Origin of the sequence: Streptomyces griseoflavus (assembly GCF_014649995.1) — a bacterium.
GTDB lineage: Bacteria > Actinomycetota > Actinomycetes > Streptomycetales > Streptomycetaceae > Streptomyces > Streptomyces griseoflavus.
This window is the reverse complement of sequence record NZ_BMUC01000016.1, coordinates 92461-109802: the sequence shown is the minus strand read 5'-3', so window position 1 is coordinate 109802 and position 17342 is coordinate 92461. Positions and strand designations below refer to the sequence as shown.

General features: G+C 71.5%; 16 protein-coding genes. 15 read left to right on the top strand and 1 reads right to left on the bottom strand.

Annotated elements, in window-relative coordinates; translation table 11 throughout:
• The first annotated feature begins 152 nt into the window (after positions 1 to 152).
• The 7 genes from aroC to nusB all read left to right on the top strand — a co-directional run bounded on the left by aroC (position 153) and on the right by nusB (position 6265).
• Positions 153 to 1337 carry a chorismate synthase gene (aroC, locus tag IE172_RS27855; RefSeq protein WP_190100080.1) on the top strand — a complete coding sequence of 395 codons (1185 nt, stop codon included), beginning with the start codon at positions 153 to 155 and terminating at the stop codon, positions 1335 to 1337.
• Positions 1334 to 1846, top strand: coding sequence for a shikimate kinase (locus tag IE172_RS27850; protein ID WP_190100079.1), 513 nt, complete (start codon positions 1334 to 1336; stop codon positions 1844 to 1846). Before aroC ends, IE172_RS27850 begins: the two co-directional genes overlap by 4 nt.
• Complete coding sequence (aroB, locus tag IE172_RS27845; protein WP_190100078.1) at positions 1843 to 2937, top strand: 3-dehydroquinate synthase; 1095 nt, start codon at positions 1843 to 1845, stop codon at positions 2935 to 2937. Before IE172_RS27850 ends, aroB begins: the two co-directional genes overlap by 4 nt.
• Before the next feature lie 125 nt (positions 2938 to 3062).
• Positions 3063 to 3899: a Pro-rich N-terminal domain-containing protein gene (locus IE172_RS27840; RefSeq protein ID WP_190100077.1), complete on the top strand. Its 837-nt coding sequence runs from the start codon at positions 3063 to 3065 to the stop codon at positions 3897 to 3899.
• Between the two features lie 190 nt (positions 3900 to 4089).
• Positions 4090 to 5196, top strand: coding sequence for an aminopeptidase P family protein (locus IE172_RS27835; protein WP_190100076.1), 1107 nt, complete (start codon positions 4090 to 4092; stop codon positions 5194 to 5196).
• Between the two features lie 71 nt (positions 5197 to 5267).
• On the top strand, positions 5268 to 5834 hold the full coding sequence (gene efp / locus IE172_RS27830; RefSeq protein ID WP_190100075.1) for an elongation factor P: 567 nt from the start codon (positions 5268 to 5270) through the stop codon (positions 5832 to 5834).
• Positions 5835 to 5836: 2 nt separating this feature from the next.
• Positions 5837 to 6265, top strand: coding sequence for a transcription antitermination factor NusB (gene nusB / locus IE172_RS27825; protein WP_190100074.1), 429 nt, complete (start codon positions 5837 to 5839; stop codon positions 6263 to 6265).
• A 182-nt stretch (positions 6266 to 6447) separates the two neighbouring features.
• Here the strand turns inward: nusB and bldD are convergent, their stop codons facing one another.
• Positions 6448 to 6948: a transcriptional regulator BldD gene (bldD, locus tag IE172_RS27820; protein WP_190100073.1), complete on the bottom strand. Its 501-nt coding sequence runs from the start codon at positions 6946 to 6948 to the stop codon at positions 6448 to 6450.
• Between the two features lie 264 nt (positions 6949 to 7212).
• Between bldD and pyrR the strand changes: the two genes are divergently transcribed.
• From pyrR to pyrF, 8 genes are all read left to right on the top strand, one after another.
• Entirely contained in the window at positions 7213 to 7806 is a 594-nt protein-coding gene (gene pyrR / locus IE172_RS27815) for a bifunctional pyr operon transcriptional regulator/uracil phosphoribosyltransferase PyrR (RefSeq protein ID WP_190100072.1), read from the top strand.
• Between the two features lie 102 nt (positions 7807 to 7908).
• Positions 7909 to 8940, top strand: a complete 1032-nt coding sequence (locus IE172_RS27810) for an aspartate carbamoyltransferase catalytic subunit (protein ID WP_190100071.1) — start codon at positions 7909 to 7911, stop codon at positions 8938 to 8940.
• Positions 8941 to 8945: 5 nt separating this feature from the next.
• On the top strand, positions 8946 to 10232 hold the full coding sequence (locus tag IE172_RS27805) for a dihydroorotase (RefSeq protein WP_190100070.1): 1287 nt from the start codon (positions 8946 to 8948) through the stop codon (positions 10230 to 10232).
• Complete coding sequence (locus IE172_RS27800) at positions 10229 to 10789, top strand: PH-like domain-containing protein (protein ID WP_190100069.1); 561 nt, start codon at positions 10229 to 10231, stop codon at positions 10787 to 10789. The genes IE172_RS27805 and IE172_RS27800 overlap by 4 nt, the downstream gene beginning before the upstream one ends.
• Complete coding sequence (carA, locus tag IE172_RS27795) at positions 10786 to 11943, top strand: glutamine-hydrolyzing carbamoyl-phosphate synthase small subunit (RefSeq protein ID WP_190100068.1); 1158 nt, start codon at positions 10786 to 10788, stop codon at positions 11941 to 11943. The genes IE172_RS27800 and carA overlap by 4 nt, the downstream gene beginning before the upstream one ends.
• Positions 11936 to 15244 carry a carbamoyl-phosphate synthase large subunit gene (gene carB, locus IE172_RS27790; RefSeq protein ID WP_190100067.1) on the top strand — a complete coding sequence of 1103 codons (3309 nt, stop codon included), beginning with the start codon at positions 11936 to 11938 and terminating at the stop codon, positions 15242 to 15244. The genes carA and carB overlap by 8 nt, the downstream gene beginning before the upstream one ends.
• A gap of 54 nt (positions 15245 to 15298) precedes the next feature.
• Positions 15299 to 16405, top strand: a complete 1107-nt coding sequence (locus tag IE172_RS27785; RefSeq protein WP_190100066.1) for a quinone-dependent dihydroorotate dehydrogenase — start codon at positions 15299 to 15301, stop codon at positions 16403 to 16405.
• Positions 16402 to 17247, top strand: coding sequence for an orotidine-5'-phosphate decarboxylase (pyrF, locus tag IE172_RS27780; RefSeq protein ID WP_190100065.1), 846 nt, complete (start codon positions 16402 to 16404; stop codon positions 17245 to 17247). The genes IE172_RS27785 and pyrF overlap by 4 nt, the downstream gene beginning before the upstream one ends.
• Positions 17248 to 17342 lie beyond the last annotated feature (95 nt).

Below are 17342 nucleotides of genomic sequence, written 5' to 3'. Positions count from 1 at the left end.
TCCGCCTGATGGACCGGCGGCCGGGTCCCCCGCCCGGACGTGGGAGGATCGGAGGTGGCGGACCGGGGCCGCGCACCCCCGTCACGCCACAGCGGTACGCGAACCGTCGCGTACGCACGGCATACCGGGGCGCGAAGCACGGAGGAGCACCGTTGAGCAGGTTGCGCTGGCTGACCGCGGGGGAGTCCCACGGTCCCGCACTCGTCGCGACGCTGGAGGGCCTTCCCGCCGGCGTGCCGATCACCACGGACATGGTGGCGGACCACCTCGCGAGGCGGCGGCTGGGCTACGGTCGCGGTGCCCGGATGAAGTTCGAGCGCGACGAGGTCACCTTCCTCGGCGGCGTACGGCACGGCAAGACCCTCGGCTCCCCGGTCGCGGTCATGGTCGGCAACACCGAATGGCCGAAGTGGGAGCAGGTCATGGCGGCCGACCCGGTCGACCCCGAGGTCCTGGCCGGCCTGGCGCGCAACGCCCCGCTGACCCGGCCCCGCCCCGGCCACGCCGACCTCGCCGGCATGCAGAAGTACGACTTCGACGAGGCCCGCCCGATCCTGGAGCGCGCCTCCGCCCGCGAGACCGCCGCCCGCGTGGCGCTCGGCGCGGTGGCCCGCTCGTACCTCAAGGAGACGGCCGGCATCGAGATCGTCAGCCACGTCGTGGAACTGGCGGCCGCCAAGGCACCGTACGGCGTGTACCCGACGCCCGCCGACGTGGAGCGGCTGGACGCCGACCCGGTGCGCTGCCTGGACGGGGACGCCTCGGAGGCGATGGTCGCGGAGATCGACCAGGCCCACAAGGACGGCGACACCCTCGGCGGTGTGGTCGAGGTGCTGGCCTACGGCGTCCCCGTCGGCCTCGGCTCCCACGTCCACTGGGACCGCAGGCTCGACGCCCGCCTGGCCGCCGCTCTCATGGGCATCCAGGCCATCAAGGGTGTGGAGGTCGGCGACGGATTCGACCTCGCCCGCGTACCCGGCTCGAAGGCGCACGACGAGATCCTCACCACCCCCGACGGCATCAGGCGCGCCTCCGGCCGCTCCGGCGGCACCGAGGGCGGTCTGACCACCGGCGAACTGCTGCGCGTCCGCGCCGCGATGAAGCCGATCGCGACGGTGCCGCGTGCGCTGAAGACCATCGACGTCGCCACCGGCGAGGAGGCGGCCGCCCACCACCAGCGCTCCGACGTCTGCGCGGTGCCCGCCGCCGGTATCGTCGCCGAGGCCATGGTCGCCCTGGTCCTCGCGGACGCGGTCGCGGAGAAGTTCGGCGGCGACAGCGTCACCGAGACCCGCCGCAACGTGACGTCGTACCTCGACCACCTGGCCATCCGATGAGTCCGCGGCTCGTGCTGGTCGGCCCGATGGGCGTGGGCAAGTCCACCGTCGGCCCGCTGCTGGCCGAGCGCCTCGGCGTCGGCTACCGGGACACCGACGACGACATCGTCGCCGCCGAGAACCGGACCATCGCCGACATCTTCGTCGACGAGGGCGAGGCGGCCTTCCGCGCCGTCGAGAAGCGCGCCGTGCGCTCGGCGCTCACCGGGCACGAGGGCGTCCTGGCCCTCGGCGGCGGCGCGATCCTGGACGAGGACACCCGCGCCCTGCTCGCCGCGCAGCGGGTCGTCTACCTCTCGATGGGCGTCGAGGAGGCGGCCCGGCGCACCGGTCTGGGCGCCGCCCGCCCCCTGCTCGCGGTCAACCCGCGCAAGCAGTGGCGCGAGCTGATGGAGGCCCGCAGGCACCTCTACGAGGAGGTCGCCACGGTCGTCGTGCCCACGGACGGCCGCACCCCCGAAGAGATCGCCGACGCCGCCCTGAACGCACTGGAGCTGAAGGAAGCATGAGCAACGAGGCAGTGACGCGGATCCACATCGCGGGCTCGGCGGGTACCGACCCCTACGAGGTCCTGGTGGGCCGTCAGCTCCTCGGCGAGCTCGGCGGGCTGATCGGCGACCGGGCCAAGCGGGTCGCGGTCGTGCACCCCGAGGCCCTCGCCGAGACCGGCGACGCGCTCCGCGCGGACCTCGCCGGCCAGGGCTACGAGGCGATCGCCATCCAGGTGCCCAACGCCGAGGAGGCCAAGACCGCCGAGGTCGCCGCCTACTGCTGGAAGGCGCTCGGCCAGTCCGGCTTCACCCGCACCGACGTCGTCGTGGGTGTCGGCGGCGGCGCCACCACCGACCTGGCCGGGTTCGTCGCGGCGACCTGGCTGCGCGGGGTCCGCTGGATCGCCGTCCCGACCACCGTGCTGGCCATGGTCGACGCGGCCGTCGGCGGCAAGACCGGCATCAACACCGCGGAGGGCAAGAACCTCGTCGGTTCCTTCCACCCGCCCGTCGGTGTCCTGTGCGACCTGGCCGCACTGGACTCCCTCCCGGTCAACGACTACGTGTCGGGACTCGCCGAGGTGATCAAGGCGGGCTTCATCGCCGACCCGGTGATCCTCGACCTGATCGAGTCCGACCCCGAGGCCGCCCGTACCCCGGCGGGCCCGCACACCGCGGAACTCTTCGAACGCTCGATCCGGGTCAAGGCCGAGGTGGTCTCCTCCGACCTGAGGGAATCCGGACTGCGCGAGATCCTCAACTACGGCCACACGCTGGGTCACGCCATCGAGAAGAACGAGCGCTACAAGTGGCGCCACGGCGCGGCCGTCTCCGTCGGCATGCACTTCGCCGCCGAACTGGGCCGCCTCGCGGGCCGTCTCGACGACGCCACCGCCGACCGCCACCGCACGGTCCTCCAGTCGGTGGGCCTGCCGCTGCACTACCGCTACGACCAGTGGCCCAAGCTGCTGGAGAACATGAAGGTCGACAAGAAGTCCCGCGGCGACCTGCTGCGCTTCGTCGTCCTCGACGGGCTCGCCAGGCCCACGGTGCTCGAGGGACCCGACCCGGCCGTCCTGCTCGCCGCCTACGGCGAGGTGGGGGAGTAACCCGGGCACTCACCGCCGCCCCCGGCCGTTCACACAACGGCGGCAGGGGGCGGTACCGTTCGGTAGCACGCGGGGAGCCCCCGCTGTCAGCGCCCCATCGCCTGTACGAGACGGAGTGGCACCGGATGCAGCACGCAGTGGGTTCTCCGCTGCCGCCGCCCCACCAGCCGGGGCACGGACCGGCCGCCGGCTGGTCACCGGCCGCACACCACCCGGGCCAGCACCCGGGACCCGCCCCGGTGCCCCCTCCGGCACCGGGCTACCCCGCGCCCGGGCCCCCCGCGGGCCCGCAGCACGCCTCGATGCCCCCGCCGCCGGACACCACCGGCCATGTGGCGCTGCCGCCCGGCGGTCCGGTCGCCATGCCCAGCCCTCCGCAGGCTCCGGCGGTGCCGGACCCCGCGGGCACGAGCATCGCGGTGCTGCTCATAGGGCCCGCGGGCGCCGGCAAGACGAGCGTGGCCAAGCACTGGGCGGACCACCGCCGGGTCCCGACCGCCCACATCAGCCTCGACGACGTACGGGAATGGGTCCGCTCGGGTTTCGCCGACCCGCAGTCCGGATGGAACGACAACTCCGAGGCGCAGTACCGCCTGGCCCGCCGCACCTGCGGCTTCGCCGCGCGCAACTTCCTGGCCAACGGCATCTCCTGCATCCTCGACGACGCGGTCTTCCCCGACCGCCCGGTCGTCGGCCTCGGCGGCTGGAAGCGCCACGTGGGCCCCGGCCTGCTGCCCGTCGTCCTCCTCCCCGGCCTGGACGTCGTCCTGGAACGCAACGCGGAACGCACCGGCAACCGCCGCCTCGGCGACGAGGAGGTGGCCCGCATCCACGGCCGTATGGCCGGCTGGTACGGCTCGGGCCTGCCGATCATCGACAACTCCCAGCTGGACATACCGGAGACGGCCCGCGTCCTGGACGAGGTCCTGGCCCGCTCGATAGCCAGCCCGCCCCAGTGGTGACCGAGCGCCCTCAAATGCCCCCGCCGTGAACGGTCCGCCGCGGCGACGATCCCGCCCCGGGCGACTGCCCGTCGCCCGGCAGGACGCTCCCGCGGGCGCCGGTGCGCGACGCGCGGCCCCCAGCCCACCCGGCCCCCCACTCGGCCCCGCTCGACCGGCGACATCCAGCCACCGCTCCTACGCTCGAAGAATGTCTGAGGTCTACGCGGTCCGCCGGGCGCGGCTACGGGAATGCTGCAACGCGGTCGGCAGCACGGCGGCGCTGGTGTCCCGCCCCGCCAACGTGCGCTACCTCGCCGGCGCCGCCCCCGAGGGCGCCGTCCTGCTGCTGGGCGGCACCGAGGACGTCCTCGTGTGCGCGGCCCCGCCCGACGACCGCTCCCCGCAGACCCGCCCCGACGAATCGCTGCGCCTGCACCTGACGGACGGCATCGGCGCCGACCCGGCCGTCGCCGCCGGCGGCCTCGCCGTCGCCCAGGGCGTCGACTCCCTCGCCGTCGAGGAACACCACCTCACCGTGACCCGGCACCGCGAGATCCACTCCGCCGCCCCGAAACTCCGTCTCGCCGGCATCGCCGGAGCGGTGGAACAGCTCCGCGTGATCAAGGACGAGGAGGAGATCTCCTGCCTCCGCATCGGAGCGGAGATCGCCGACCAGGCCCTGGGCGAACTCCTGGAGTCCATCCTCGTCGGCCGCACCGAACGCCATCTCGCCCTGGAACTCGAACGCCGCCTCGTCGACCACGGCGCCGACGGCCCCGCCTTCCCCACCTCCGTGGCCACCGGCCCGAACGCCGGCCGCCCCGGCCACCGCCCCACCGACCGCCGCGTCGAGGAGGGCGACTTCCTCTCCGTCTGCCTCGGCGCCACCTACCGCGGCTACCGCTGCGAGATCGGCCGCACGTTCGTCATCGGCACGGCCCCCGCCGACTGGCAGATCGAGCTGTACGACCTCGTCTTCTCGGCCCAGCGGGCCGGCCGGGAGTCCCTCGTCCCGGGCGCCTCCTGCCGTGACGTGGACCGCGCGGCGCGCCACGTCCTGGACTCCGCCGGGTACGCCGAGGCGCTCCCCGCGCGCACCGGTCACGGCGTAGGACTGGAAATCGACGAGGACCCTCAATTGACCCCTGCGGCCATGGGTAAACTGGACGCTTGCGTGCCGGTGACCGTCGAACCGGGGGTGCACCTCCCCGGCCGGGGCGGAGTCCGGATCGATGACACGCTCGTCGTGCGCCCCGAGGCGGACGGCGGACCCGAGCTACTCACCATCACGACCAAGGAGCTGCTCGCGCTCTAGCCTCCGAGCTGTGCGCCTGCCCCCGCCCCGGCCGTCGTCCACGTCAGTCCAGTCCAGGAGATTCCGCAACCGTGGCTTCCACGAACGACCTCAAGAACGGCATGGTGCTCAAGCTCGAAGGCGGCCAGCTCTGGTCCGTCGTCGAGTTCCAGCACGTCAAGCCCGGCAAAGGCCCGGCCTTCGTGCGCACCAAGCTGAAGAACGTGCTGTCCGGCAAGACCGTCGACAAGACCTTCAACGCCGGCGTCAAGGTCGAAACGGCCACCGTCGACAAGCGTGACATGCAGTTCTCGTACATGGACGGCGAGTACTTCGTCTTCATGGACATGCAGACGTACGACCAGCTGCACATCGACCGCAAGACGGTCGCCGACGCCGCGAACTTCCTCGTCGAGGGCTTCGAGGCGACCGTCGCGCAGCACGAGGGCGAGGTGCTCTTCGTCGAGCTGCCCGCCGCGGTCGAGCTGACCATCCAGGAGACCGAGCCGGGCGTGCAGGGCGACCGCTCCACCGGCGGCACCAAGCCGGCGACCCTGGAGACCGGTCACCAGATCCAGGTCCCCCTCTTCATCACCACCGGTGAGAAGATCAAGGTCGACACCCGCACCAGCGACTACCTCGGCCGGGTGAACAGCTAACCGTGGCTGCCCGCAACACGGCCCGCAAGCGTGCCTTCCAGATCCTCTTCGAGGGCGACCAGCGCGGCACCGAGGTCCTGACGGTCCTCGCCGACTGGATCCGGCACTCCCGGTCCGACACCCGGCAGCCGCCGGTGAGCGAGTACACCATGCAACTCGTCGAGGGCTACGCGGAACACGCGCGGCGCATCGACGAGCTGATCGCCCAGTACTCGGTCGGCTGGACCCTGGACCGCATGCCGGTGGTCGACCGCAACATCCTGCGTCTGGGCGCCTACGAGCTGATCTGGGTCGACGAGACCCCGGACGCGGTCGTCCTCGACGAGATGGTGCAGTTGGCCAAGGAGTTCTCCACGGACGAGTCGCCCTCCTTCGTGAACGGCCTGCTGGGCCGGCTCAAGGAACTCAAGCCGTCCCTGCGCCGGGAGTAGGACGCCCCGCGAGGGTGCGGGAGACCGCGCCCGGGACGGCCCGCGGCCGAACCGGGACCGCCCCACCCACGAGAAGCCGCCGGGGGCCGGAACCCACTTGGGTTCCGGCCCCCGGCGGCACGTTTCTGCGCGAGCGGCCAGGTCCCGCTCCCGGTGCGGTGTCCCGCTCCTCGTGCGGAGCCCTACTCCTCGTGCGACGCCACCGCGCGGCGCGCGTCCGCGTCGAGGACGCCCCAGCTGATCAGCTGCTCGGTGAGGACCGAGGGCGACTGGTCGTAGATGACGGCGAGGGTGCGCAGGTCGTCCTGGCGGATGGAGAGCACCTTGCCGTTGTAGTCGCCGCGCTGGGACTGGATCGTCGCCGCGTAGCGCTGCAGCGGGCCCGCCTTCTCGGCCGGCACCGTGGCCAGCCGCTCCAGGTCCAGGACCAGCTTCGGCGGCGGCTCGGCGGCGCCGCCCGGGGTCGTGCCCGGCAGCAGCTCCTGCACCGGAACGCCGTAGAAGTCCGCCAGCTCCGCGAGGCGCTGCACGGTCACGGCGCGGTCGCCGCGCTCGTACGAACCGACCACGACCGCCTTCCAGCGGCCCTGGGACTTCTCCTCGACACCGTGGAGGGAAAGGCCCTGCTGGGTGCGGATCGCCCGGAGCTTGGCCCCGAGCTGTTTGGCGTATTCGCTGGACATATAGCTCCCCGGCACTGTGTCGACGCGGCTCTGGCTGGTTTCCATGCCGCGCGGCTGGTAACTCACTGTGAGGTTACGCAGCGTTACTCTCGCGCGTCAAGCCGAATGGTCCACACCGACTCTTCCGTGGTAGCGAAGATCGGCTGCTCCATTCGAGTGATCGGGGGTGTCGCTCCGGGATGATTCCGACCTGATAACCTGAGCGACGCAATCCGACGTCCTTTAAGGTCCGTCCCGTGAGGCGGAGAAGGAGGTCCGTGTCACATGGACAAGCAGCACACGCAGTACACGCCGGGCACGCAGGACGCGCAGTCCGACGCGCGGCCCGTCCTCGAGGGCCCCGACATCGCGCGGGTACTGACCCGCATCGCCCACGAGATCGTCGAACGCGCCAAGGGCGCCGACGACGTGGTGCTCCTCGGCATCCCGACCAGAGGCGTCTTCCTCGCCCAGCGGCTCGCCGCCAAGCTCGAGCAGATCACCGAGCGCAAGGTACCGGTCGGCTCGCTCGACATCACCATGTACCGCGACGACCTGCGCATGCACCCGCCGCGCGCGCTGGCCCGCACCGAGATTCCCGGTGACGGCATCGACGGCCGCCTCGTCGTCCTCGTCGACGACGTGCTCTTCTCCGGCCGCACCATCCGCGCCGCCCTCGACGCGCTGAACGACATCGGTCGCCCCCGCGCCGTGCAGCTCGCCGTCCTCGTCGACCGCGGCCACCGCGAACTGCCCATCCGCGCCGACTACGTCGGAAAGAACCTCCCCACGTCGCTGCGGGAGACGGTCAAGGTCCTGCTCGCCGAGGAGGACGGTCGCGACACCGTGCTGCTCGGCGCCAAGCAGACCGCCCAGTAGAACGTCACGCGCACGCCGAGGCGTGCGCCGGCTCGGCACGCCCACGCGCGTACCCGTCTGCCCGATCTCGCCTCTTTTGAACTGTCCTACGGAGCCTGACAGATGCAGCGTCATCTCATCTCGGCCGCCGACCTCACCCGCGACGACGCCGTCCTCATCCTCGACACCGCCGAGGAGATGGCCCGGGTGGCCGACCGGCCGATCAAGAAACTGCCGACCCTGCGCGGCCGCACGGTGGTGAACCTCTTCTTCGAGGACTCCACCCGCACCCGGATCTCCTTCGAGGCGGCCGAGAAGCGGCTGTCCGCGGACGTCATCAACTTCACCGCCAAGGGCTCCAGCGTCTCCAAGGGCGAATCCCTCAAGGACACCGCCCAGACCCTGGAGGCCATGGGCGTGGACGCCGTGGTCATCCGGCACGGCGCCTCGGGAGCCCCCTACCGGCTGGCCACCTCCGGCTGGATCGACGCGCACGTCATCAACGCCGGCGACGGCACCCACCAGCACCCCACGCAGGCCCTGCTCGACGCCTTCACCATGCGGCGCCGGCTCGTCGGCCGGGACGCGGGGATCGGCCAGGACCTCTCCGGCCGGCGCATCACCATCGTCGGCGACGTCCTGCACAGCCGGGTCGCCCGTTCCAACGTCGACCTGCTGCACACCCTCGGCGCCGAGGTCACCCTCGTCGCCCCGCCGACCCTGCTGCCGGTCGGCATCGACACCTGGCCCTGCGAGGTGTCGTACGACCTCGACTCCACGCTCACCAAGTCCGACGCGGTGATGATGCTGCGCGTGCAGCGCGAGCGGATGAACGCCGCGTTCTTCCCCACCGAGCGGGAGTACTCGCGCCGCTACGGCCTCGACGGCGAGCGGATGGCACGGATGCCGGAGCACGCCATCGTGATGCACCCCGGCCCGATGGTCCGCGGCATGGAGATCACCGCCGAGGTCGCGGACTCCGACCGCTGCACCGTGATCGAACAGGTCACCAACGGAGTCTCCATCCGCATGGCCGTCCTCTACCTGCTGCTGGGCGGCAACGAGCCCGCCCTCGCCCACCCGTCGCCCACCACCGCCCTCGCGACGAGGCGCTTCGCGCCCACCGCCGAACTCCGCACCACCGAGGAGAAGTGACAACGATGAGCAAGATCCTGATCCGTGGTGCGAAGGTGCTCGGCGGCGAGCCGCAGGACGTCCTGATCGACGGTGAGACCATCACCCAGGTCGGCACCGGGCTGACGGCCGAGGGCGCCGAGGTCGTCGAGGCCGCCGGCAAGGTCCTCCTGCCGGGCCTGGTCGATCTGCACACCCACCTCCGCGAGCCCGGCCGCGAGGACTCCGAGACGGTTCTGACCGGCACCCGGGCGGCGGCGAGCGGCGGCTACACCAGCGTCTTCGCCATGGCCAACACCTTCCCGGTCGCCGACACCGCCGGCGTCGTCGAGCAGGTCTGGCGGCTCGGCCAGGAATCCGGCTACTGCGACGTGCAGCCCATCGGCGCCGTCACCGTCGGCCTGGAGGGCAAGAAGCTCGCCGAACTGGGCGCCATGCACGAGTCCGCGGCCGGCGTCACCGTCTTCTCCGACGACGGCAAGTGCGTCCACGACGCCGTGATCATGCGCCGCGCGCTGGAGTACGTGAAGGCCTTCGGCGGGGTCGTCGCCCAGCACGCGCAGGAGCCGCGGCTGACCGAGGGCGCCGAGATGAACGAGGGCATCGTCTCCGCCGAACTCGGCCTCGGCGGCTGGCCCGCCGTCGCCGAGGAGTCGATCATCGCCCGGGACGTGCTGCTCGCCGAACACGTCGGCTCCCGCGTCCACATCTGCCACCTGTCCACGGCCGGCAGCGTCGAGATCGTCCGCTGGGCCAAGTCCCGCGGCATCGACGTCACCGCCGAGGTCACCCCGCACCACCTCCTCCTCACCGACGAGCTGGTCCGCACCTACAACCCGGTCTACAAGGTCAACCCGCCGCTGCGCACCGAGCGGGACGTGCTGGCGCTGCGCCAGGCGCTCGCCGACGGGACGATCGACATCGTCGCCACCGACCACGCCCCGCACCCCCACGAGGACAAGGACTGCGAGTGGGCCGCGGCCGCCATGGGCATGGTCGGTCTGGAGACCGCCCTGTCGGTGGTCCAGGAGACGATGGTGGACACGGGCCTGCTGGACTGGGCGGGCGTCGCCGACCGCATGTCCTTCACGCCGGCGCGCATCGGACGGGCCGAGGGCCACGGACGTCCCGTCTCGGCAGGTGAGCCCGCCAACCTCACCCTCCTCGACACGGCATACCGTGGTGCCGTGGACCCCGCGGGCTTCGCCTCGCGCAGCCGCAACACCCCCTACGAGGGCCGTGAGCTGCCGGGCCGTGTCACGCACACCTGGCTCCGGGGCAAGGCCACGCTCGTCGACGGGAAGCTCACGTGACTCCTCTCATCCTGCTGGCCGCCGAGAAGGAATCGGCGGAAGTGACCGACTGGGCCGCCCGGATCGGCTGGGTCGTCGGACTCGCCCTCTTCGTGGCGCTCGTGTACTGGCTGATGCGCGAAGGATGGCGGTGGCGGGGCACCCTCCAGGGCGACCTGCCGGAGCTGCACAGCGCGCCGGACGAGCCGGGCCCGGCGAAACTGAGCATGAGCGGCCGCTACCACGGCTCCACCACCGCCGGACAGTGGCTCGACCGCATCGTGGCGCGCGGTCTGGGCACCCGCAGCCGTGCCGAGCTGACGCTCACCGACGCCGGACTGGACGTCGTACGCCCCGGGGCGGACGACTTCTTCGTCCCGGCGGACGCGCTGCGCGAGGCCCGGCTCGACAAGGGCATCGCCGGCAAGGTCCTCACCGAGGGCGGCCTGCTGGTCGTCACCTGGGCGCACGGCGAGCGGCTGATCGACTCCGGCTTCCGCTCCGACCACGCCGCCGAGCACAACGCATGGGTCGAGGCCCTCAACCACATGATCAACAAGACGGAAGGCGCACGATGACAACCTCCACCAGGGGAACCGCCAAGGTTCCCGCCGTACTCGTCCTGGAGGACGGCCGGATCTTCCGCGGCCGCGCCTACGGGGCAGTGGGGGAGACCTTCGGCGAAGCGGTGTTCTCCACCGGCATGACCGGCTACCAGGAGACCCTCACCGACCCGTCCTACCACCGCCAGGTCGTCGTGATGACCGCCCCGCACGTGGGCAACACGGGCGTCAACGACGAGGACATGGAGTCCAGGAAGATCTGGGTCTCCGGCTACGTCGTGCGCGACCCCGCGCGCGTGCCGTCCAACTGGCGCTCGACGCGCTCGCTGGACCAGGAGCTGGCCGCCCAGGGCGTCGTCGGCATCTGCGGCATCGACACCCGCGCCCTCACCCGCCACCTGCGCGAGCGCGGTGCCATGCGGGTGGGCATCTTCAGCGGCGACGCGGTGCGCGACGACGCGGCCCTGCTCGCCCGGGTCAGGGAAGCCCCCGAGATGGAGGGCGCCGACCTCTCCGCCGAGGTCGCCACCACCGAGCCCTACGTCGTCCCCGCGATCGGCGAGAAGAAGTTCACCGTCGCCGCCATCGACCTCGGCATCAAGGGCATGACCCCGCAGCGCATGGCCGAGCGGGGCATCGAGGTGCACGTCCTGCCGGCCACGGCGACCGTGGACGACGTCTACGCCGTCAACCCCGACGGCGTGTTCTTCTCCAACGGCCCCGGCGACCCCGCCACCGCCGACCACCCGGTCTCCCTCATGCGGGCGGTCCTGGAACGCGGCACCCCGCTGTTCGGCATCTGCTTCGGCAACCAGATCCTCGGCCGCGCGCTCGGCTTCGGCACCTACAAGCTGAAGTACGGCCACCGCGGCATCAACCAGCCGGTGCAGGACCGTACGACCGGCAAGGTCGAGGTCACCGCGCACAACCACGGGTTCGCCGTCGACGCCCCGCTCGACAAGGTCTCCAACACCCCCTACGGCCGCGCCGAGGTCTCCCACGTCTGCCTCAACGACAACGTGGTGGAGGGCCTCCGGCTGCTCGACAAGCCGGCCTTCAGCGTCCAGTACCACCCCGAAGCGGCAGCGGGCCCGCACGACGCCGCCTACCTGTTCGACCGCTTCACCTCTTTGATGAGCACCGTCCCGATGGAGGGCCAGCGTGCCTAAGCGCACCGATATCCAGTCCGTCCTGGTCATCGGCTCCGGCCCGATCGTCATCGGCCAGGCCGCCGAGTTCGACTACTCCGGCACCCAGGCGTGCCGTGTCCTCAAGGCCGAGGGCCTGCGCGTCGTCCTGGTGAACTCCAACCCGGCGACGATCATGACCGACCCGGAGATCGCCGACGCCACCTACGTCGAGCCGATCACCCCCGAGTTCGTCGAGAAGATCATCGCCAAGGAACGGCCGGACGCCCTGCTGCCCACCCTGGGCGGCCAGACGGCCCTGAACACCGCCATCTCCCTGCACGAGAACGGCGTCCTCGACTCGTACGGCGTCGAGCTGATCGGCGCCAACGTCGAGGCGATCCACAAGGGCGAGGACCGCGACCAGTTCAAGGACGTCGTCGAGGCCGTCCGCGGCAAGATCGGGCACGGCGAGTCCGCCCGCTCGGTCATCTGCCACACCATGGACCAGGTGCTCGCCGGCGTCGACGAGCTGGGCGGCTACCCGGTCGTCGTCCGCCCGTCCTTCACCATGGGCGGCGCCGGCTCCGGCTTCGCCCACGACGAGGACGAGCTGCGCCGCATCGCCGGCCAGGGCCTCACCCTCTCGCCCACCACCGAGGTGCTCCTGGAGGAGTCCATCCTCGGATGGAAGGAGTACGAGCTGGAGCTGATGCGCGACAAGCACGACAACGTCGTGGTCGTCTGCTCCATCGAGAACTTCGACCCCATGGGCGTGCACACCGGTGACTCCATCACCGTCGCCCCGGCGATGACGCTCACCGACCGCGAGTACCAGATCCTGCGGGACATCGGCATCGCCGTCATCCGCGAGGTCGGCGTCGACACCGGTGGCTGCAACATCCAGTTCGCGGTGAACCCCGAGGACGGCCGGGTCATCGTCATCGAGATGAACCCGCGCGTGTCGCGCTCCTCCGCCCTCGCCTCCAAGGCGACCGGTTTCCCGATCGCCAAGATCGCCGCCAAGCTCGCCGTCGGCTACACCCTCGACGAGATCCCGAACGACATCACGCGCGAGACCCCGGCCTCCTTCGAGCCGACGCTCGACTACGTGGTCGTCAAGGCCCCGCGGTTCGCCTTCGAGAAGTTTCCCAGCGCCGACTCCACCCTCACCACCACCATGAAGTCGGTCGGCGAGGCCATGGCCATCGGCCGCAACTTCACCGAGGCCTTCCAGAAGGCGCTGCGCTCCCTGGAGAAGAAGGGCAGCCAGTTCACCTTCGTGGGCGAGCCCGGCGACAAGACGGAACTGCTGCGCGAGGCGATCCGCCCGACCGACGGCCGCATCAACGCCGTCATGGGCGCCATCCGCGCGGGTGCCACCCCCGAGGAGGTCTTCGACGCCACGAAGATCGACCCCTGGTTCGTCGACCAGCTCTTCCTCCTCAAGGAGATCGCCGACGACCTGGCCGCCGCCCCGGAGCTGACCCGCGAACTGCTCGCCGAGGCCAAGCGCCACGGCTTCTCCGACCAGCAGATCGCCGAGATCCGCGGCCTGCGCGAGGACGTCGTCCGCGAGGTCCGGCACGCGCTGGGCATCCGGCCGGTCTACAAGACCGTCGACACCTGCGCCGCCGAGTTCGCCGCGCGGACGCCGTACTTCTACTCCTCCTACGACGAGGAGACCGAGGTCGCCCCGCGCGAGAAGCCCGCGGTGATCATCCTGGGTTCCGGCCCCAACCGCATCGGCCAGGGCATCGAGTTCGACTACTCCTGCGTCCACGCCTCCTTCGCACTGAGCGACGCGGGCTACGAGACCGTGATGGTCAACTGCAACCCGGAGACCGTCTCCACCGACTACGACACCTCCGACCGGCTCTACTTCGAGCCGCTCACCCTGGAGGACGTCCTGGAGATCGTCCACGCCGAGCGGCAGGCCGGACCGGTCGCGGGCGTCGTCGTCCAGCTCGGCGGCCAGACCCCGCTCGGCCTGTCGCAGGCACTCAAGGACAACGGCGTGCCGATCGTCGGCACCTCCCCGGAGGCCATCCACGCCGCCGAGGACCGCGGCGCCTTCGGCCAGGTCCTCAAGGAGGCCGGCCTGCCCGCCCCCAAGCACGGCACCGCCACCACCTTCGCCGAGGCCAAGGCCATCGCCGACGAGATCGGCTACCCGGTCCTGGTCCGGCCGTCCTACGTGCTCGGCGGCCGCGGCATGGAGATCGTCTACGACGAGGCCCGGCTGGAGTCGTACATCGCCGAGTCGACCGAGATCAGCCCCTCCCGGCCGGTCCTCGTCGACCGCTTCCTCGACGACGCCATAGAGATCGACGTCGACGCCCTCTACGACGGCGAGGAGCTGTACCTCGGCGGTGTCATGGAGCACATCGAGGAGGCCGGCATCCACTCCGGCGACTCGGCGTGCGCGCTGCCCCCGATCACCCTCGGCGGCTTCGACATCAAGCGGCTGCGCGCCTCCACCGAGGGCATCGCACGCGGAGTCGGGGTACGCGGCCTGATCAACATCCAGTTCGCGCTGTCCGGTGACATCCTCTACGTCCTGGAGGCCAACCCGCGCGCCTCGCGCACCGTGCCGTTCACCTCCAAGGCGACCGCGGTGCCGCTGGCGAAGGCCGCCGCCCGGATCTCGCTGGGCGCCACCATCGCCGAACTGCGCGCCGAGGGCCTGCTCCCGGCCACCGGCGACGGCGGCACCCTGCCGCTGGACGCGCCGATCTCCGTCAAGGAGGCCGTGCTGCCGTGGTCCCGCTTCCGGGACATCCACGGCCGCGGCGTCGACACGGTGCTCGGCCCGGAGATGCGCTCCACCGGCGAGGTCATGGGCATCGACTCCCTCTTCGGCACGGCGTACGCCAAGTCGCAGGCCGGCGCCTACGGGCCGCTGCCCACCAAGGGGCGCGCCTTCATCTCGGTCGCCAACCGCGACAAGCGCTCGATGATCTTCCCCGCGCGGGAGCTGGTGGCCCACGGCTTCGAGCTGCTCGCCACCTCCGGCACCGCCGAGGTCCTCAAGCGCAACGGCATCAAGGCCACCGTCGTGCGCAAGCAGTACGAGGGCACCGGCCCGAACGGCGAGAAGACCATCGTCCAGCTCATCCACGACGGCGAGGTCGACCTCATCGTCAACACCCCGTACGGCACCGGCGGCCGCCTCGACGGCTACGAGATCCGCACGGCGGCCGTGGCCCGGTCCGTGCCGTGCCTGACGACGGTCCAGGCGCTCGCCGCCGCCGTCCAGGGCATCGACGCGCTCAACCGCGGGGACGTGGGAGTCCGCTCGCTCCAGGAACACGCGGAACATCTGACCGCGGCCCGCGACTAGCAGCAGCCCCCAGGGGGACACCGGAAACGGTGTCCCCCTCTTCATGGAGACACCATGTACACCATCCTCTTCACCCTGCTCTTCCGGCGGATGGACCCCGAGCGGGCCCACCAGCTGGCCTTCCGCTGGATCCGCCGCGTCGCGCGGGTCCCCGTGCTGCGCACCTTCGTCGCCGCGGTGCTCGCCCCGCGCCACGAGGAACTGCGCACCGAGGCGCTCGGACTGCGCCTGCACAGCCCCTTCGGCCTCGCCGCCGGCTTCGACAAGAACGCGGTGGGCATCGACGGCCTGGCGATGCTCGGCTTCGACCATGTCGAGATCGGCACCGTGACCGGGGAACCGCAGCCCGGCAACCCCAGGAAGCGGCTGTTCCGCCTGGTCGCCGACCGGGCCCTGATCAACCGCATGGGCTTCAACAACGACGGCTCCCTCGCCGTGGCGGCGCGCCTGGCCTCCCGTACGCCCGTCTTCAGGACGGTCGTCGGCGTCAACATCGGCAAGACCAAGGCGGTTCCCGAGGAGGAGGCCGTCGCCGACTACGTGAAGTCCGCCGAGCGGCTCGCCCCGTACGCCGACTACCTGGTCGTCAACGTCTCCTCCCCGAACACGCCCGGACTGCGCGACCTGCAGGCCGTGGAGCATCTGCGGCCGCTGCTCACCGCTGTCCGCGAGGCCGCCGACCGCGGCGTCCCGGCCCGCCGGGTGCCGCTCCTGGTGAAGATCGCCCCCGACCTCGCCGACGAGGACATCGACGCCGTCGCCGACCTCGCCGTGGAGCTCGGCCTGGACGGCATCATCGCCACCAACACCACCATCGCCCGGGCGGGACTCGGCCTGACGTCCGACCCCGCGGCCGTGAAGGAGACCGGCGGCCTGTCCGGCGCGCCCCTGAAGGCCCGCTCCCTGGAGGTGCTGCGCCGTCTCTACGCCCGCGTGGGCGACCGGATCACCCTGGTCGGCGTCGGCGGCATCGAGAACGCCGAGGACGCCTGGCAGCGCATCCTGGCCGGCGCCACCCTGGTCCAGGGCTACAGCGCGTTCGTCTACGAGGGCCCCCTCTGGGGGCGCGCCATGCACAAGGGGCTCGCCGCGCGCCTGCGCACCAGCCCCTACGCCACGCTCGCCGACGCGGTGGGCGCCGACGTGAGGACACCGGCATGACAGGTCTGGAACCCTTCGGCGCGCGTCTGCGCCGGGCCATGGACGAGCGCGGCCCGCTGTGCGTGGGCATCGACCCGCACTCCTCCCTGCTGGCCGAGTGGGGTCTGGACGACAGCGTGTCGGGCCTGGAGACGTTCAGCCGCACCGTCGTCGAGGCGGTGGCCGGCCGGGTCGCCGTGCTCAAGCCGCAGAGCGCCTTCTTCGAGCGCTTCGGCTCGCGCGGGGTCGCCGTCCTGGAGAAGACGGTCCAGGAGGCGCGGGCCGCCGGGGCGCTGGTCGTCATGGACGCCAAGCGCGGTGACATCGGCTCCACCATGGCCGCCTACGCCGAGTCCTTCCTGCACCGGGACGCGCCCCTGTTCTCCGACGCGCTCACCGTCTCGCCGTACCTCGGCTACGGCTCGCTGAGCCCGGCCGTCGCCCTGGCCCGCGAGAGCGGAACCGGACTGTTCGTGCTGGCGCTGACGTCCAACCCGGAGGGCGGTGAGGTGCAGCACGCGGTCCGCGCCGACGGGCGCACCATCGGCGCGACCATGCTCGGACACCTGGCCCTGGAGAACGCCGGCGAGGAGCCGCTGGGATCCTTCGGCGCGGTGGTCGGCGCGACGCTCGGCGACCTGTCCTCGTACGACCTGGACGTGAACGGTCCGATCCTCGCCCCCGGCATCGGCGCGCAGGGCGCCACGGCGGCCGACCTGCCGGCGGTGTTCGGGAGCGCGGTGCGCAACGTCGTGCCGAACGTCAGCCGGGGAGTGTTGCGCCACGGTCCCGACGTGGTCGCTCTGCGTGACGCCGCCGAGCGGTTCGCGGAGGAGATCAGGACCGCCGTGACGGCGGCCTGAGACCCGCCGACGAGGTAATCCGTGGTCGTCGCGCTGTGAAAACATCCTCACATCGGCAACCATTTGTCTTAAATGTCCGGCCTGACGGAGGCTGA